At 40.2% G+C, this 17640-nt stretch carries 16 protein-coding genes, 1 pseudogene and 1 riboswitch (1 of these 18 cut by a window edge); of the genes and pseudogenes, 7 read left to right on the top strand and 10 right to left on the bottom strand.

The features are described from left to right. The 3 genes from MURRU_RS11180 to MURRU_RS11190 all read right to left on the bottom strand — a co-directional run. Positions 1-1555, bottom strand: the 5' portion of a protein-coding gene (locus MURRU_RS11180) for an Ig-like domain-containing protein (RefSeq protein ID WP_014033576.1). The gene continues 692 nt to the left of window position 1, outside the view; 1555 of the gene's 2247 nt are visible here — the first part of the coding sequence; its start codon is at positions 1553-1555; the stop codon falls past the left edge of the window. Positions 1556-1610: 55 nt separating this feature from the next. Continuing rightward, positions 1611-3368, bottom strand: a complete 1758-nt coding sequence (locus MURRU_RS11185; RefSeq protein WP_014033577.1) for an Ig-like domain-containing protein — start codon at positions 3366-3368, stop codon at positions 1611-1613. 142 nt (positions 3369-3510) lie between these two features. After that, the gene (locus tag MURRU_RS11190) at positions 3511-4197 is read right to left on the bottom strand and encodes a ZIP family metal transporter (RefSeq protein WP_014033578.1); all 687 of its coding nucleotides are present in this window, start codon (positions 4195-4197) and stop codon (positions 3511-3513) included. A gap of 56 nt (positions 4198-4253) precedes the next feature. On the opposite strand from MURRU_RS11190, the gene MURRU_RS11195 reads away from it, so the two are divergent. From MURRU_RS11195 to MURRU_RS18095, 3 genes and pseudogenes are all read left to right on the top strand, one after another. Then, on the top strand, positions 4254-5408 hold the full coding sequence (locus MURRU_RS11195) for a THUMP domain-containing class I SAM-dependent RNA methyltransferase (RefSeq protein WP_014033579.1): 1155 nt from the start codon (positions 4254-4256) through the stop codon (positions 5406-5408). Positions 5409-5614: 206 nt separating this feature from the next. Next, on the top strand, positions 5615-6046 hold the full coding sequence (locus tag MURRU_RS11200; protein WP_187289842.1) for a hypothetical protein: 432 nt from the start codon (positions 5615-5617) through the stop codon (positions 6044-6046). Between the two features lie 78 nt (positions 6047-6124). Beyond that, positions 6125-6292, top strand: a pseudogene (locus tag MURRU_RS18095) (class I SAM-dependent RNA methyltransferase); the annotation flags it as partial. Positions 6293-6433: 141 nt separating this feature from the next. On the opposite strand, the gene MURRU_RS11205 reads toward MURRU_RS18095, so the two are convergent. Genes MURRU_RS11205 through rlmD form a run of 4 tightly spaced genes read right to left on the bottom strand, consistent with a single transcriptional unit; the run spans position 6434 to position 9474 of the window. Next, the gene (locus tag MURRU_RS11205) at positions 6434-6775 is read right to left on the bottom strand and encodes a VOC family protein (RefSeq protein WP_014033581.1); all 342 of its coding nucleotides are present in this window, start codon (positions 6773-6775) and stop codon (positions 6434-6436) included. 1 nt (position 6776) lies between these two features. Next, positions 6777-7532 (bottom strand): DUF6048 family protein, encoded by a 756-nt coding sequence (locus MURRU_RS11210; RefSeq protein WP_014033582.1) that lies wholly within the window; start codon positions 7530-7532, stop codon positions 6777-6779. Further along, positions 7513-8031, bottom strand: coding sequence for a DUF6452 family protein (locus MURRU_RS11215; protein WP_014033583.1), 519 nt, complete (start codon positions 8029-8031; stop codon positions 7513-7515). Before MURRU_RS11215 ends, MURRU_RS11210 begins: the two co-directional genes overlap by 20 nt. 30 nt (positions 8032-8061) lie before the next feature. Further along, positions 8062-9474, bottom strand: a complete 1413-nt coding sequence (gene rlmD, locus MURRU_RS11220) for a 23S rRNA (uracil(1939)-C(5))-methyltransferase RlmD (protein WP_014033584.1) — start codon at positions 9472-9474, stop codon at positions 8062-8064. Positions 9475-9708: 234 nt separating this feature from the next. On the opposite strand from rlmD, the gene rocD reads away from it, so the two are divergent. From rocD to MURRU_RS11240, 4 genes are all read left to right on the top strand, one after another. Further along, on the top strand, positions 9709-10953 hold the full coding sequence (rocD, locus tag MURRU_RS11225) for an ornithine--oxo-acid transaminase (protein WP_014033585.1): 1245 nt from the start codon (positions 9709-9711) through the stop codon (positions 10951-10953). Positions 10954-11311: 358 nt separating this feature from the next. Then, the gene (locus MURRU_RS11230; RefSeq protein WP_148261503.1) at positions 11312-11851 is read left to right on the top strand and encodes a PAS domain-containing protein; all 540 of its coding nucleotides are present in this window, start codon (positions 11312-11314) and stop codon (positions 11849-11851) included. Positions 11852-11978: 127 nt separating this feature from the next. After that, positions 11979-12084: riboswitch (TPP riboswitch) on the top strand. Between the two features lie 56 nt (positions 12085-12140). Then, positions 12141-12740 (top strand): nicotinamide riboside transporter PnuC, encoded by a 600-nt coding sequence (pnuC, locus tag MURRU_RS11235; protein WP_014033587.1) that lies wholly within the window; start codon positions 12141-12143, stop codon positions 12738-12740. Further along, complete coding sequence (locus tag MURRU_RS11240) at positions 12709-13725, top strand: acyl-CoA dehydrogenase family protein (protein WP_014033588.1); 1017 nt, start codon at positions 12709-12711, stop codon at positions 13723-13725. Before pnuC ends, MURRU_RS11240 begins: the two co-directional genes overlap by 32 nt. 159 nt (positions 13726-13884) lie before the next feature. Here MURRU_RS11240 and MURRU_RS11245 read toward each other — a convergent pair whose 3' ends face one another. The 3 genes from MURRU_RS11245 to MURRU_RS11255 form a co-directional block, all read right to left on the bottom strand. Continuing rightward, positions 13885-16197 (bottom strand): glycoside hydrolase family 3 protein, encoded by a 2313-nt coding sequence (locus tag MURRU_RS11245; RefSeq protein WP_014033589.1) that lies wholly within the window; start codon positions 16195-16197, stop codon positions 13885-13887. Between the two features lie 87 nt (positions 16198-16284). Further along, positions 16285-17316: an alpha/beta hydrolase gene (locus MURRU_RS11250; RefSeq protein ID WP_014033590.1), complete on the bottom strand. Its 1032-nt coding sequence runs from the start codon at positions 17314-17316 to the stop codon at positions 16285-16287. Positions 17317-17326: 10 nt separating this feature from the next. Beyond that, positions 17327-17638, bottom strand: a complete 312-nt coding sequence (locus MURRU_RS11255) for an AtuA-related protein (RefSeq protein ID WP_014033591.1) — start codon at positions 17636-17638, stop codon at positions 17327-17329. Between the last annotated feature and the right edge of the window lie 2 nt (positions 17639-17640).

Genomic DNA, 17640 nt, shown 5'->3' on the forward strand with positions numbered 1-17640 from the left:
CGAATCTTTGTTCGATACCTGCTGTGGTAAAGTTTTGTTTATCTAAAATGGTATTAGCATCAATCGGAGCGGGTATCCATGTATATTGGTATGGTTGGGTATCAGTCTCTCTTATTATAAAGTAGTAATTTTCCATTTCATATGCCGGACAAGTAGAACAATCCATTTTATAGAATTGGAATTTATTTGGATCATCCCAAACCAAATTACCTTGATATTTGGTACTTGCAGCCCTTACTGCATGTCTGTCATCCGTAGTAAAACCACTGGCTTCATAATATTGATAGCTGTGCTCCAATAACGGTTTATAGTCTAGGTTGATGATAGGAAGTATATTGATGTCAATATCAGAAATGGAATAAAATCTTGCGAAATCATTACCGGGACTAGGACTGTTCAAGGCGAAGGTTAACATCGTTTTTTCCTCCGGTTCCAAATCTAAAGCAGTTCTAAATACAATTTGTTGCTCATCTTGTGAAACTACGGCCTCATCCAATAGAGAGCCATCCAATTTAGAAAGAAAAATTATTACTTCAAGATTGCTGTCAAAATAGTTGGCTGGAACATTTACTTCTAACAGACGTCTTAAAATGGTTATTGGGATTTCTACCTCCGTAGTATTTAGTAAAACATCTTTGGCAACAATTCTAAATGTACCTGTACCCGTTGGAAACTGTAAGGAATTAAAGACATAAGATTCATTTTCGGGATTTTCAACTGCTAAAAGTGCCTGTTCATCAATTTCTATGGAAAGCGAAAACAATTCGGAATATTCATCGGCAAGATTTGGTGCTATGGTAATTGTACCATCAATTATCTGGTCGTCGGATAAATTCTCAATGGATATTTCAGGACCTGTGTTGTCGGAAATAAAAGGAACTTCAAAAAGAGCAATATTATCTGCAAGGTCTCTTGCAACAATCTTCAGTGTGTTTGCTCCATCTGTAAGTTCTGATGTTTGTAGGTTGAAACTAAAACTATTTGTGTCAAGTTCTTGATACAATTGGTTGTTGATATAGATTTCAACAGATTCCAAACCTTGGTTTTCTTCGATTTCAAAAGTTACCTCGTTAAAATCGCCTCCAATTATTTGATTTTCTGAAATAGAAAGATTTGAAATAACAGGAATCTCATTATCAATGTTGATTATTTGCTCTTTGGATGCACTATTTCCGGAAGAATCGGTTACTACAACCTTTAGAACGTAATCCTGAAATTTTGCTGTTGAAGCCACTTTGGAAGCAAAACCAGATACATCAATAGTTATTTGATAAGGTGCAGTTGTATCCTCACCAACTTTTTCTCCATTAATAAAAGCCTCCACTTTTGCGATGCCACTTTTATCTTCTGCATCAATATTTATCTGGATTTGACTACTCACCACTACGGTTTGAGAGTTTGAGGAATCTGATATGCCGGCTATTGTGAAATCTACGGTGGGTGCTACGGTATCGGGGTCTGGAGCCGGGTCCGAAGAATCTGAGGAACAGGAAAGGAACGTTATTATTGTAATACCTAACAATATGATTCGATTGAAATTTTCCAGATTTTTCATTTACCTCTTTATATAATATTGTGATGGTTATTTAAGTGTATTTTGGTTTGTTGTCCTAGTCGAACAAAAAGTGGTTGGGATAAAAGTAGTTATCGCTCCAAAAGCTTGGGTTATCAAATATGGCTTCCCTTTCGGGAGAAACCATATACCATTTTTCGTTGTCTTGTATTACTTTTTGTAAATAGTCATTATAGGAAATAAGGCTTTCATATTTGATAACTTCCAGCTGTCGCTGGTCACTATTTTCTGAACTTTCAAAAGTTTGACTATTGTATTTGTCAATAAACATCCATTCTTGTAGGGCTTCGGGTATTACAGGTAACCGTACCGTTGAATTGTTCTGGCTATCAAATAAAATATGCCATCTATAGGTTGAGTTGAGTCCATCCAATACGGTTGATTGGCCTCCATTTTTTGGAGAAAAGGAATCTGATATACCAATCCTGCCAACAAAATCCTGATTTTCCGTATTTTTATTTACGGTAAAAGTTTCATCTTGAAAAGTATGGCTCAATGTCCAATCGTTTCCATTGTAGTTTTGATATGGTTGTCCAGTGTGATCTATTTTGTAATTGAGGTAAATCAGTTCAGTGATATAGTTAGTAAAATTATTGTCCAACCAATAATTGAATTCCGTTTCAATATTTGAATTAAATGTATACGGGTATATTGTGTGAAAGATATTGTTCAAATAATCAATACCATCTTCGTAAACAAATATTTTAAGATTGGGATCTTTAGAATTTGAAGTGTCCAAATTGAGGTATTCAAAGCTTTCCAATGACATACCTTCAGTAGAAAACAGTTCGGGAATTAGTTTAAACCCCTCTTGGAACATGCTTTTGTCTAAAAATGCATATTGTGCTGTGTTTTGATTGGTATTGACCAAATTGAAATAGATTTTATCTGTGGCGAATCCGTTGCCATGTTCATTGTACCGTGCGATTGAAATAGTGTTGTTTTGACCTGTATAATTGCAGCTGCAATTGTTTCCACTGATACCATAATCAAACCCTTGAGCACCTATGGCTATGGTTTCGGCGGTATTCTCATCCCAAAAACCTTCAATGAGGAATTTCTCCGGACTTTCACGTTCAAAAAAGTTAGAGGAAAAAATCGGATAATTTTTAATGTTGATTTCTTTTAAAACGGAAATTTTGATGTTTTGAATGGTAGCCAATTGATTGGTTTCCCCATTGTAAGCATCAAACTTCTGGGCAAAGGTCAACATATACTCTTCGTCCTCGCCAATATCTTCGATTGTACTTATGGAAACTGTTTTTTGACCTGATTCCAATTTTGCAATACCTAAAAATTCGCCAGACATGCGCGAGGCAAATATGTAAAAATCTACTAACTCTGGATTTTCGACTTGTGCCGGAAAATTAATGGTTATCAGTTGGGTCTTTGATTCAATAGTGATTGTTTGTTCTTTGGAGGAAGTATTTTCTGAGGTATCCGTGGCATTTACACGCAGAGTATAATTTTGGGATTTGGCAGTCAAAGATTTAGCTGTATACCCTGATAAATCAACTATTATTTTAAATGGTGCGCTAGTGTCCTCACCAACTTTTTCATTATCGATAAAGACTTCCACTTTTGTAATACCGTTCGCGTCTTGTGCGTTGATGTTAATTTCCATCTGGTCGCTTACAACGATGGGTGCGGAACCACTGGAGGTTCCCGAAATGGTAAAATTCAGTGTTGGTGCTACGGTATCGGGATCTGGAGCCGGGTCTTCGGAATCAGAAGAGCAGGAAAACAAAACAAAAAAAGATAACAGGGCAGTTAGGGTCGGTCTTGGTATTTTCATTAACTAAATCTAAAGCTTTTTAAAATAAAATTGAAAATGTCACTTTAAAACGTAAGAAAATTCGTTAAAAAACTTGTTGATTATTTTGTTTTTGACAAAACGAATAGCTCTTTGACCTGAATGAAATTTTCAAGGATTCTCACTAAACCAAATAAGCAATCCCGATTCCCAAGATAATCACCACTAATTTTCGCAAGTTAAAGGCATGGCCTTGTGCGCTTTCAAACAAAATAATGGTGGAGATATGAAAAAAGACTCCAATGGCCAAGGCAGTAAGTAGATGCCCGTAATTCGCCACTATCTGGGATGTGGAGATATAACTTCCTAAGGGTGTCATCAAGGAAAAAGCACCGATGAACAATAGGGTTGTTGTCAGCTTCATTTTTGAATTGATCAAAAAGATGCTCAAGATTATGGCTATCGGAATTTTGTGGATGATGATGCCGTACAAAATGGAATCGTTTCCATGAATGGGAACACCTTCGACCAGAGCATGGATGGAAAGACTCAAAAATAACAAGGAGGGAAATTTGTTTTCTTTTAGTTGGACGTGCATGTGCCCGTGTTCAGCTCCTTTGGAGAAAAACTCCAAAAAGACTTGCAGCAGAATACCCCCCAAAATAAATAGGGCTATGGTTTTTGGTTCATGTCCATGATAGACCTCCGGTAATAATTCAAAAAATGTTAGCGATAACAAAAATGCGCCACTAAAAGCCAACAAGAGTTTAATGTTGTGGTTATTTTTTGGTTTTGTGAACCAAACAAATCCAAATCCGGCCCAAACAGCCAAAATGGGTATGAGATAAATTATAGCGGAAGGAAAATCCATAGGTAGAATTAAAGGAGCAAAAATAGCCTATTTTTGCGTAAAGTTTTTAAGATAGTATGGCAGGAAATTTTAAGATGATGGCCAAAACCCTTTACGGATTCGAGCCTATTTTGGCGAAGGAGCTCCGTAATTTGGGAGCAGGCCACGTGGAAGAGGGAGTCCGTAATGTAACTTTTGAGGGAGACACTGGTTTTATGTACAAGGCAAATCTTTGCCTTAGAACGGCGTTAAAGGTGTTTAAACCCATAAAAACGTTTCGGGTTTTTAATGAAAAAGACCTTTACAGGCATATTTATGATCTGGATTGGCCCGAAATTTTTGATGTAGGGAAAACTTTTGCCATTGACAGTATTGCCAATACAGAAGTTTTTGATAACTCCATGTTCGTGTCCCTAAAGACCAAGGATGCCATCGTGGACAAGTTTAGGGCAGTGGTTCGAGAGCGTCCCAATGTGAAGACCCAAGATCCTGATATAAAAATCAACATACACATATATAAAAATACCTGTACAGTCTCATTGGATAGTTCTGGGAACTCCCTTCACCAAAGGGGATACCGTATCTTGACCAATATTGCACCCATCAACGAAGTATTGGCAGCAGGTCTGTTGCTTAAAAGTGGGTGGGATGGGCAATCGGATTTCTTTGACCCCATGTGCGGTAGCGGAACTTTTCTGATTGAAGCGGCTATGATAGCGTGTAATATTCCTGCCAACATCAACAGGGAGTCTTATGCATTTATGCATTGGAACGACTATGATGCCGAGCTTCACAGCAAAATTGTAGATGCCAGTTTAAAGAAGGTTCGGGAATTCCATCATAAGATCATAGGTTACGATAAGGCACCTTCGGCAGTAAGAAAGGCTCAAGAGAATGTGGACCATGCCAATCTATCTGACTACATCACGGTGGAGCGTAAGGACTTTTTTAGGGTAGATAAGCCTGTTGAAGGCAAACTGCACATGTTGTTTAATCCCCCTTATGGGGAACGCTTGCCCATAGATATGGAAATCTTTTATGGTAAAATGGGAAATACCTTTAAAAAGATTTATCCAGGCACGGATATCTGGTTGATTACTTCCAACTTGGAGGCGCTAAAGCACGTAGGCCTTAAAACTTCCAAAAAAATAAAGACATTCAATGGTAAATTGGAAGCGAGATTGGTAAAGTATGAAATTTACGAAGGAAGCAAAAAGGCAAAACATCAGTAAGAAGAAAACTAATTCGTGATTGTGTAACAACACTGTATAATTTTAAGAAATGATTATTTTAGATACTTGTTTATAGCACAAACTGACTCAATCCAATACAAATGCAACAGCTACAAGACGTGCTACAGAATACACTTCCTAACCTGTCTCCGCGTGTGCGAGTTGCGTTTGCTGGAGGTTGTGCACGGCGCGTATTTGACATTCTATTGGTTACTAATCTAATTCCTCCAGACCTACCAGGACAAGCTCTTGTAATTTTGACCAAATACGTAGTAGATGGTGAGTTTTCCGCTGACGAATTCAATCATGTTAAGGATAATCTTGGCCAACTTATTGACGAGGCTCAGGAGCAATACGATGATGAAGTCTACTACGCTATGCGGACAATTTATGAAGCATTTTTATGTGTTGAACAACCACTTATGGAGGTTGTGGAAGGTGTTCCATTGGAACTAATTGCCACGGCTTCCTATGCTTTGCCTGAAGATGCTAAAACCGCAGAAAATGAAGAGATTGAATGGATTCTAACTGCTCTTGAGTTTGCTGAGATGCAGAGCGATGACTTAATCCGTGCAGATATGTTCGATAATCTTGGTGCGTTGCCACCTAGGTGGTTATTGCAGTGGGAAATCAGATGACGGTAATTCATTTAGCAACTTGCTTTATTGAATAAGAAAAAAATAGTAGCACAAGTATAGGCCAGTGCAAACCATCGCCCAAGTACGAATGCATGGTTCATTACATCCAACCTTGATGCATTGAAGCATGTTGGTTTAAAACCATCCAAAAAGGTAAAGACCTTTAACGGTAAATTAAAGGCTCGGTTAGTGAAATATGATATTTACGAGGGGAGCAAAAAGGCAAAACATCAGGGTAACAATTAGTTGTGTGTACAACAAAAAAATCAGTTTGTCTTAAAATGTATTTGGGATAAACTAAAAAGAATTGTTTAGATTTGGTGATGTGTTTAAAACACAACTAACAAACTCAACCAAATTTTATAAAAGGAGCCTTTGAGGTTCCTTTTATTTTTCGGACCAAATGGCTAGTTCGTTGCCGGATGGGTCTGTAAAATGAAATCTTCTCCCTCCTGGGAATTCAAAAATTTCTTTGGTAACCGTACCACCTGCAGATTTCACTTTCTCTCTTATTTCAACGAGATTATCGTAGTACAAAACAATAAGGGCTCCATTGCCTACAGGTTCTTTGGTCAACTCAAAACCACCAGTAACCCCACTTTCGGAAAATGCGGTATAGTTTGGGCCGTAATCCGTAAAGGTCCATCCAAAGGTTTGAGCATAAAATGCTTTGGTCTTTTCAATGTCAGTTGATTTAAACTCGATGTAATCAATGGGAATGGTTTTCATACTATTGTTCGTTTTCTTCTTTCTTCTTTTTTGTTTTCTTGTAAAGCGGGATAAAGTAAGAGATGGAATAGTTGTAGTTCACTCCAAAATTGCTTCCCTCTGTCACTTTATTGAATCCGGGAATCCAAAGGTTGGGAAACGCTTCATCTTCTGTATTGGTGATCAAAAATCCCAATCGGGCACTCATACCCACAAAAATATTGGCAAACAGCTCCACTTTTGCCCCTACTACAAATTCCAACCAAGAGGCAGATAATCCGCTAAATTCACGATTGGGGTTTTCGCCGGGCAAAAACTCTTTGTTAAAGAACTGGTTTGTTTCGTAAAGGCTATAATCGTTCAAGGTGTGGTTAAAACTTGCCACCGCATAACGACCTCCAATGGTAATGGCATTGTTCATTCCATACCAATTTTCGTAGGTATTTATATCTACACCTGCTTTAATATAACTTCCCGAGGTTTCGTAATCGTATAAAAGGGTGTTGTTCAAACTTTCGTCCTGTCTCTTGGTTTCGTTCCCCAATTCGGCAGCCAAATACAGCTTATGGGTAAGTCGGTAGTCACCCACCAATTCCAGGCCGGTGTAATCTTCATCCATAAAGGAAAGTACCAATTTGCTAATGTCTGCACCCACGCGAAGCCCGTATTGATCTTTATATTCTATCGTATCCTTTTGTTGAAGGTCGATAGGTTCGCTTTGTGCTTGCACCAAAATTGGGAGCAGGCCAATAAAAATGCTAATGAAATATTTTGACATGGATGTTATCGGTGTTTTCTACGTTAGGTTGAACAACCTTAATATCTTGAATCCAATTCTCGGCACTTTCCGGTACGGTAACGGTGATGTTGTTATAATTGACCACAAACCCACAGGCCCTTGAGATGAAAGCTTCGCCAAGGTCGTAAGAAATGGTTAAGGTGTCAATATTCCCAATTTCCTGTTCCGTTTCATCATCATCTCGTGAACCAGAAATAATCTGGTACATAGTACTTGTTGCACTGCTCCTTAAGGGAACCATCAATGAATCTGGCGAATTTGCTCTGTCGCTAAAAGAACCATTGGTCAAAATACTATCAATATCTATATTTCGGATTCGGATGGAGGATACCCTTTTGACTTCTGTAGTATCTTCAATGTCAAAAAAACCGATGACCATAAGGGGCGTGTCTCCCTCAACGCAGATATCGTCCTTTTCACAGGAAGAAACATAATATAGCATTGATGCAATAAGTAGGATGGGGATTATTTTCTTCATTCCGGTTACCTATGGATTTTAATTTAAAAACTACACCCGTTTTTCCAAAAGTACAACATTTTCAACGTGGTGTGTCTGTGGAAACATATCTACTGGTTGAACCTTGGTGACTTCGTATTTTTCTTTCATAAGAGCCAAATCCCTTGCCTGGGTTGCGCTGTTGCAGCTTACGTAAACAATTTTGGGCGGTGCCACTTGTAAAAGCTGCCCGACCACTTGTTTGTGCATGCCGTCTCGTGGAGGATCGGTTATGATCACGTCGGGCTGACCGTGTTCTGAAATAAAGCTATCGTTGAACACATTTTTCATATCGCCAACAAAAAATTCAGCGTTAGAAATGTTGTTGTGAAGCGCATTGGACTTGGCATCTTCAATAGCTTCGGGAACGGACTCCACGCCGACCACTTTTTTGGCATTTTTGGAGATAAACTGCGCTATGGTTCCCGTTCCGGTATACAAATCGTACACCAATTCGTTGCCCGTAAGATTTGCAAAATTCCTTGCTACTTTATAAAGCGCATACGCTTGTTCCGAATTGGTCTGATAAAATGATTTTGCATTGATCTTGAACTGAAGCCCTTCCATCTCCTCAAAAATATGGTCCCGGCCTGCAAAACAGATTACCTCTTGATCATAAATGGTGTCGTTTCCTTTGGAATTGATGACGTAGAGCAAGGCTGTTATTTCAGGGAATTTCTCCTTAATATGATTCAGCAATAATTCGCGGTGTTCCCTATTATCTTCAAAAAATTGGATAAGCACCATAATTTCCCCTGTGGATGATGTTCGGATCATCAGCGTTCTTAAAAGTCCTTCCTGTCTTCTGGGGTTGAAAAAGGTGAGGCCATTTTTATTGGCAAAATTTTTCACCTCTAACCGTATGGCATTGGAAGGGTCTTGCTGTAAATGGCACTTTTTTATATCCAAAATCTTGTCCCACATACCAGGAATATGGAATCCCAAAGCATTCCTATCTTCAATTTCAATGTCGGAGTTGATTTCCTCCTGGGTCAACCAGCGGCTATCAGAAAAAGAGAACTCCATCTTGTTCCTATAAAAGTATTGCGCTTTGGAACCTAGAATGGGGGTTATTTCCGGAAGATCGAGATTACCAATACGCTTAAGGTTGTTCTCGACTTCTTTTTGCTTAAAATAGAGCTGATGCTCATAACCCATGTGCTGCCATTTGCAACCACCACATACACCAAAATGCTCACAAACGGGTTCGGTTCTTTTATTGGAAAGGGTGTGGAAATTGGTGGCAACCCCCTCAAAATATGCTTTTCGTTTTTTGGTGGTCATTACATCCACTACATCTCCGGGAACGGCATTGGTAAGGAAAATTACACGTCCGTCCGGGGCCTTGCCCACAGATTTTCCCTTTGCACCGGCATCGACTACCTCTACGTTTTCAAACGTTTTTCTCCTTTTGTTTTTACGCATGCCGCAAAAGTAAGTTCTTTTTGGTATTTCACAGAACGCAGCTTCTTAAATTGCAGCTAAACTTTCGGTTGTTCAAGTGGGAATCACTTTCAGAAAATTATATTTTCATCAATTAATTTGTAATTTGCGGGCACTCCAAGGGATGATTTCTCTCCCACGCTGCTTTTTCGAGACTTCGAAAGAATAAAGGTACAGTAGGAATGGTTATTTTATCAATTTTAATCATTTAATGAAATGGCTGTTTTAGAGCATTTAACATCGCAGCAAGCGATAGATTTGGAAAACAAGTACGGAGCACACAATTACCACCCACTTCCTGTGGTCTTGAGCAAGGGTGAAGGGGTTTATGTGTGGGATGTGGAAGGAAAAAAGTATTATGATTTTCTCTCGGCATATTCTGCCGTAAACCAAGGACATTGTCACCCCAAAATTGTTGGGGCCATGGTGGAGCAAGCAAAAACATTGACCTTGACTTCGCGGGCTTTTTATAATGATATGTTGGGGAAGTACGAAAAATACGCAACCGAAACCTTTGGTTTTGATAAGTTGTTGCCCATGAACACAGGGGCAGAGGCCGTTGAGACTGCTTTGAAGGTTTGTAGAAGGTGGGCATACCAGAAAAAAGGCATCCCAGAAAACCAAGCCAAGGTGATTGTTTGCGAAAACAATTTTCATGGCAGAACAACCACTATTATTTCTTTCTCCAATGATGAAGTGGCGAGAAAAAATTACGGGCCGTACACTGAAGGATTTGTGAAAATTGAGTACGATAACCTCACGGCTTTGGAAAATGCTTTGAAAAGTAATCCACATGTTGCCGGATTTTTGGTAGAACCCATTCAAGGTGAAGCCGGGGTTTATGTGCCATCCGAAGGATATTTGAAAAAAGCCAAGGCCCTTTGTGAAAAATACAATGTACTTTTTATTGCCGATGAAGTACAGACCGGTATCGCAAGAACAGGCAAAATGTTGGCGGTAGACCACGAAGATGTAAAACCGGATATTCTAATTTTGGGCAAAGCCCTTTCCGGGGGGGTGTACCCTGTTTCGGGTGTTTTGGCGAACGATGATATTATGGAAGTAATCACTCCGGGAAGCCATGGCAGTACTTTTGGTGGAAATCCTGTTGCCGCTGCGGTAAGTACGGCCGCTTTGGAGGTGATCAAAGAAGAGAATTTGGCAGAGAACGCCCAAGAATTGGGGGAATTGTTCCGGGAAGAGTTGAACAAGTTTATCCCTTCCTGCGATTTGGTGGTGAAAGTGCGTGGTAAAGGGCTGCTCAATGCCATTGTAATCAACGATACGGAAGAGAGCTCGACCGCTTGGGATATTTGTATGGCATTAAAGGAGAATGGATTGTTGGCGAAACCGACGCATGGCAACATTATCCGTTTTGCGCCACCTTTGGTAATGAACCGTGAGCAGTTGATGGATTGTGTTTCCATTATCATCAAAACACTACAGGATTTTTCTAAGTAGATTAATTTAAAGTTTAGGAGGCTGTCTAAAATATCGTTTTTCGTTAACCTGAACTTATCTGGCTGTTGGACGGGTAGGATACAGGTTCTTATAATGACGCATTTCAGTACTTTTTTTAGACAGTCTCTTTTTTTATGGTACACTACGAGGAAAATATGGTCAACGATGCAATGCAAAGTTCGAATGCAGGTGGGACCTATTTCCCTGTGCCAATGTAATGCGGTAGAGATTAACAACGAAGAGCGGGAGAGTATATCATCTTTAAGTATTTCGATTGTTTTTAACAATAGTTGAGGCTATTGAAATTGGAGTGCCAAAACCTAAAGTGACAGTAATCCAATGGAAAAATATAGTTTATATGAAGAGGCTTTTACCAAGGCTGTACAAACTATCAAAAGTTAAGGTTATGAGGGAAGAGAATAGCACATATATTTCACCTTTGCTCAGTTTTGATTTGTATTTAGAAGCTTACCATCATCTCATCAAAAATCTAAAAAAGGAAGCTGACATAGAACAATTAAAATTCATCCTCAAAGGAAATATTGGACCTAATATTCAAGAGATGCTACGGCAAGAAGTTTATGAAGCCCTGGTTTTAACAAGCTTTGATCAACATATTATTTGGGTTAACAATGGGTTCACGGAGATGACCGGTTACGCCAAAAACTACGCCCTAGGAAAAAAACCTACATTTCTTCAGGGAGAGCAGACCTCAAAAAGCACGATCAGGGACATTGGCGAACAGCTACATTGCAAACATGGCTATACGGGGTCCATTGTAAATTATAGAAAGAGCGGGGAATCCTATGTATGCCAGATTAAAATACTGCCGCTTTATGATTCAAAAAAAGAGCTGACCCATTTTATTGCTCTGGAAAAAGAATTGTTGACTGCTTAAATAAGACCCACTTCCTCTGCTTTTTATTTGAAACAGTTGTAGATTTTTACAGATTTTCAACAGAGGGAGGTTAGTGTGTGATTCTGTAGCTACTTTTTATTAAAATCATGACTATTCCATACCTTTACAAATTGAATGGGGTGTCCCGATAGGGGCTGAGATCATACCCAGAAGTTGAATACTTCGCACCTGATCCAGGTAATGCTGGCGTAGGGAATTTGGTGAGTCAATCTTGCCCGTGTTCCAATTTGGGTACCCCATGATTATTAGAAATGGATAACTCAAAACAATGGAATTTCTTTCACAACTTACCTTATTGCAATGGCTGGGAACCATTTTTGGTGTGGTTCAGGTCCTTTTGGCCCGTCAGAACAATATTCATAACTACCTTTTTGGAATTGTTGCCATTTTGATCAGCATCTGGGTATTGTACCGATCCCAATTATATGCGGATATTTTACTCAACCTTTATTATTTGGTGATGAGTGTTTATGGTTGGTTTTATTGGAAGATGGGAAAACAAAAGCAAGAAACACCCATATCTACTTCCAACCGAAGGGAGCACACTATAGCAGGAGGAATTGTTTTGGGCTGTTTTGTGCTGATGGCCTATTGGTTGGCACAACACACGGATTCCGATGTCCCCTATTGGGATGCCTTGGTCTGTGCTTTTGCTTGGGCCGGTATGTGGTTGATGGCAAAACGAAAAATAGAAAACTGGATCTATTTGAACATTAGCAACTTTATATCCATTCCCTTGCTGATCTATAAGGAATTGTACATCTATGCAGGTTTGACGGCTTTTTTGTTCGCAGTGGCCATATCCGGGTATATCAAATGGAAAAAAATTATTGCAAATGAGCGTGATGGAACCTATGCAGGGGCTTAGCAGTCTTGATTTTGGTAAAGAAGCATTCTCCCCTGAGGTGTTGAACTGGATTGCCCAAGAAAAACTCTGGAATCTATGGGTTCCCAAATCTTATGGCGGATTGGAAATGTCCCTTCCCGAAGGGCTGAAAAAATTACGGTCGCTGGCAAAGGTTGATGGAAGCTTGGGATGGACAATTACGCTGTGCAGTGGTGCGAATTTCTTTATTGGCAATCTAAAAAAAGCAGTGGCCGATGAAATTTTTATTGACCCAGAAAAGCCCGTATGCTTTGGGGGCAGTGGAGGGGTTTTTGGCACAGCTGAGAAAAAAGGCGAGGGCTATGTTATTTCGGGAACATGGAAATACGCCACTGGGGCACCTTACCTAACACACTTTACCTTAAATGCAAAGATTCGTGAAGATGGTAAAGATGTACTCCAGAAAGACGGTACTCCCTTGGTACGCTCCTTTGTACTCAAAAAGGGAGAGGTCCAAATTATCAAGGATTGGAACACTATGGGCTTAAAGGCCACTGCTACAGATTCTTTTGAGGTGCGATCCAAGTGGGTACATGAAAAATATAGTTTTGTATATAATGAGCTACACCAGCCCCATTCCATTTTTAAAATACCTTTTTCCATATTTGCTGATTTGACCTTATGGATGAACTATATAGGCATGGCAGCACATTTTTTGGAAGAGGCCCTAAAGATTTCCAGCAAAAACCTAAGTGTGGACAAACTCCAAAAAGTCATACAAAAAGCAGACTCACTAACTATGGGTTATGCCGATCAAATACAACGGAAGATCGATATGGGAAGTGAGTTGCCGAATACCATGACAGATGAAATACACCAAAAGGCCTTGGGTTCGGTACGGTTGTTATCTGATGCCATAATTAGGGCATATCCCTTGCTGGGTATTGCCGCCAGTAAAGAAAGCCATCCTTTGAACCAAGTGTTCAAGGATTATTTTACCGCTACCCAGCATCATATTTTTAGGTAGACGCCCTAAGTTTGATGGAATATAAAAATGCTCACTGCTGATTGCTTTTATAAACTTCAGTTAAAAAATCTCCATCAATTTATCCCCAAACACGGGTTTCATCACATAGGCGGTAATTTCTTCAAAACCCAGTGCTTTTCTTGTTCCGATTGTTTGTTGTCATTTATATTCTTTTACCCGTGCATCATCAATTGTGCCGTTCCAGTTGAGCCCAAAAGCAAAATCGTACGCATTTCCATTGGAGTCCGTATAGGGTTCCATGTCCCTTGGCACATCCTCAAATTGAGATTCAACGGTTATCATATCGTTTGGCATTTGGAATGGTAACATGGCGGAGGGTTCCACTTTGCCGGAAACAATATCCATTAATGCTTGGTCCTGAACGCCCATATGTACCAAAATAGCATCGGCTGAAGGCTCAATCTCAGCGAAAACCATAGGTTTGGATACTTTAACAATTACAACAACGGGTTTATCTCCCATTTTTCTTTTGGTATCCGTAACCAAACTCATGTCTGAAATATTGACAGCGGTTGTTGTTTTGCCTTTGTAAGAGCGGTTTGTTATACCATCCTCAAGCGGGCTTCCTGCTGCTAAACTGGTTTCCCTGGCATGAGTAGCAGTATAGGTTCCGTACTGCAAGCTTATTGGCATATATCCATTGCCTCCTTTTTCCGTATCGGCAAAGTCGTATCCAACATCACCATTTGGACTTTGTATGCCTACGAGTGCAAAATCAGCATCACTAGGCTCATCCACAACTTCGAAATACTTGGCTACTATTTCCATATTAAATGGATGCTCCGTACGTTCTTGCGTAGCTACGCCAAACCAGTTAACGGTAGGGGCAACATAGCGCTGGGGTACATATACTTTTTTCTTGGCTTGCACGGGTAAGGTTTCTGAACTGTTCTTCAACATCACTACGGATTTGAGCTGTGCATTGTAACCCGCTTCCATAAATTCGGCATTACCCACGATTTGTTCTGTTTCTGATACATCCAAATACGGATTTTCGAACAACCCTGTCCTGAAGATATTCTTCAATAACCTTACGGCAGAAGTCTCAAAACGTTTGCGCATGTATTCCTCGCCATGTTCCTCAACGCCCATTTGATAGGCTTCGATAACAGGTCCCATATCGTTGTTGCCACCAAATTGGTCGCAACCTGCTTCAATAATTTTATAATGTCTTTCTGCAACACTCAAATTTTCAACACCCCAAGGTTTGCCTCTAAATTCATATACATTGGGTGCATCGCTTGTAATCCCCCAATCTGTACACACCACACCATCGTAGCCGTATTTGCCACGTAGCAGGTCTGTAATCAAGTATTTGTTATAGGCATTCCCCACATTTTCTCCATTTTTGGTATCCTGATTATAGGAAATAGTATAGTAAGGCATTACGGCAGTGGCCATTTCTGTTGGGCCTTCCAAGTCAAAGGCCCCTTCGGTAAACGGCTTTAAATGATCTTCTAGGTTTTTCCCGGGGTAAACGGCATAGGATCCATACCCAAAATGGCCATCTCGACCACCTTCTTCCGGACCACCACCAGGCCAATGTTTCACCATGGCATTTACACTTTGCTTGCCCCAATCGCCATTTTCTGAAGCTTGGAAGCCTTCAACATAAGCCCGCGCCATATCTGCAGCAAGTTTTGGGTCTTCGCCCATGGTGCCATCAAAACGGGACCAGCGCGGTTCTGTTGCCAAATCTATTTGTGGGGAAAGTGCCGTGGCAATTCCCAGGGCACGGTATTCCTTGGAAGCAATTTCGCCAAATTGTTGCATTAAAGATGGGTCAAAACTGGCCGCCAATCCCAAGGTGCTTGGCCACATGGATATTGTTCCACCCGCACCAGCATTAAATTCTGCGTAAGAATCACTGCCATGTCTTGGATCTGAGCTGGTATTTATGGGAATTCCCAATCCAATGCCTTCCACCAAGGTTTGGGCATTGTTGTTCCATTGTGCCGATATTCCGGGGGATTCTACACTGGTGATCAATACATGGCGTAAGTTATCCTCTAAAAGAAATTTCTTTTGTGCATCGGATAGGTCACTGGGTTTGGCCCCGCTTTCTTCATACGGTTTTCCATTATAGGTTACGGCCCCGAAAAAACTGTTGCCCCCTCCGGGAATGGATTGGTGGGCACTGTATAGCATTAAACCGGCAATTTGCTCCACACTCATTTTTGAGGCAAGATCATGGGCTCTTTCATCGGCAGGGAGCCTCCAATCCTCATAAGGGTCTAAAGTACCGTTTTGGTTCAGGTCCTTAAAGGCCAAACGGTCAACGGTTAGAATGGATACTTTCGAATCTGGGCTGTACCCAAGGGTTGCTCCATCTTCATTGTGAACAAGGTTGAAGCTATCCTTTTTTTCTTCGGTAAATTTTGGGCTACACCCTATAAATATGGTTACTAAGAACAGACTGCCCCATCGAAGGTTTTGTTTTAAGCTATGCATGTTGTTTAGTTGTTTGTGTGGGAATCAATTGCAAGTTAATGACTTGTATTTAAAAAGATATTACAATACCGCTACTTTTGATTGGTTTTAATCTTCGAACTCAAGATAATACTCAAAAAAAGGCAACACTTGTTGGGGCAAACGGCCATTTTTTGTATAGATATTATTCACATGGGTTCCAATGTATTCCTCAGCGAAATGGTCAATACCCAGGTTTTCCAATTTTATACTGAACATTTTACATTGCTGTGTAAATCGTTCTCCTGCATTTCTGCCCCAATCCATTTTGATGGCTTTCAAGCTTTTTAGATTGTCAATATAATTTTCGAGATTGTAAAAAGGCATATTATCATGCCATTTTTTAAGTGTTTCTTGGTGTATGACCAACTCGCCATCTTTATACCCAAACGGAAAATCACCGTAAAAAGGAGGGTTGTTCGGGTTGGGGGACCAGGAACGGGCAAAAGCTACCATGACTTTGCCAAAATATGTTTTTTCCAATGCTTCGTAGGTCGATATTTCCGAAAGCTCTTTAAAGGTATTGCTGTTCGGTCCGTACTCACGAACTATGGCCAAAGCTCCGGGGCTGATGGCATAAACGGTATTGAAAACATCTGGATGTTTCATGGCGATGTTCAAAGCACCATAACCGCCCATGCTGTGGCCTGTAATGCCGCGACTTTCTTTTTTGGCCAGCGTGCGGTAATTTTCGTCCATGTATTTCACCAAATCTTGTACGGTAAAGTCCTCCCAATTTCCAAAAATGCCAGAATTGGAGTAAAAACTCCCCTCGTAGGTGGTTTTTTGGTTGGGAATCACCAAAATAAAAGGTCGAATTCGTTTGGTCTCTATGGCAAAATCCAAGATTTCCTTCATGGGCTCCAACATGTTGTGGTCGCCATAAAAGCCGTGCAAAAAATAAATTACGGGATATTTTTGAGTTCCCTTGTCATAGTTGGGAGGAAGATAAACCCCAACTTCGCGAGTAGGGTTTTCATCAAAATTATTTTCCAAATTCTCAGAGTAAATGGAATCAATTACTATGGTTCCCTTTGTGGTTTGCGCATAGGTCAACTGAAGGGTACAAATGACCAATATCAATTTTAAGAATGTTTTCATCAATTAAGTTTTAGTTTTTTATTTCCAGTGGCATTTCCAACAGATAGGACGATAATGTTTTTCCGTGCTTGTCCAATCGCAGGGAGCGTGTTACACCTCCCCGAAGTGCCTTGTGGATTACAAAATTCATTGCACCGAGGTTTGGGAGTTCATATCGTATTACCTCGCCCAGGACCATTTCTCCAAGAAACTTTTTCACTGCAGTGGCAGTCACCAATTTTTGCAAGGTTTGATAATCCTTTTCATCAAAAACAATAAGCGAGATATTTATAATATCTCCTTTGTCTCCTGTTCGAGAATGTGCTAGATCCTTTAGTTTCATTT

The organism is Allomuricauda ruestringensis DSM 13258 (genome assembly GCF_000224085.1).
Classification (GTDB): Bacteria; Bacteroidota; Bacteroidia; order Flavobacteriales; family Flavobacteriaceae; genus Flagellimonas; species Flagellimonas ruestringensis.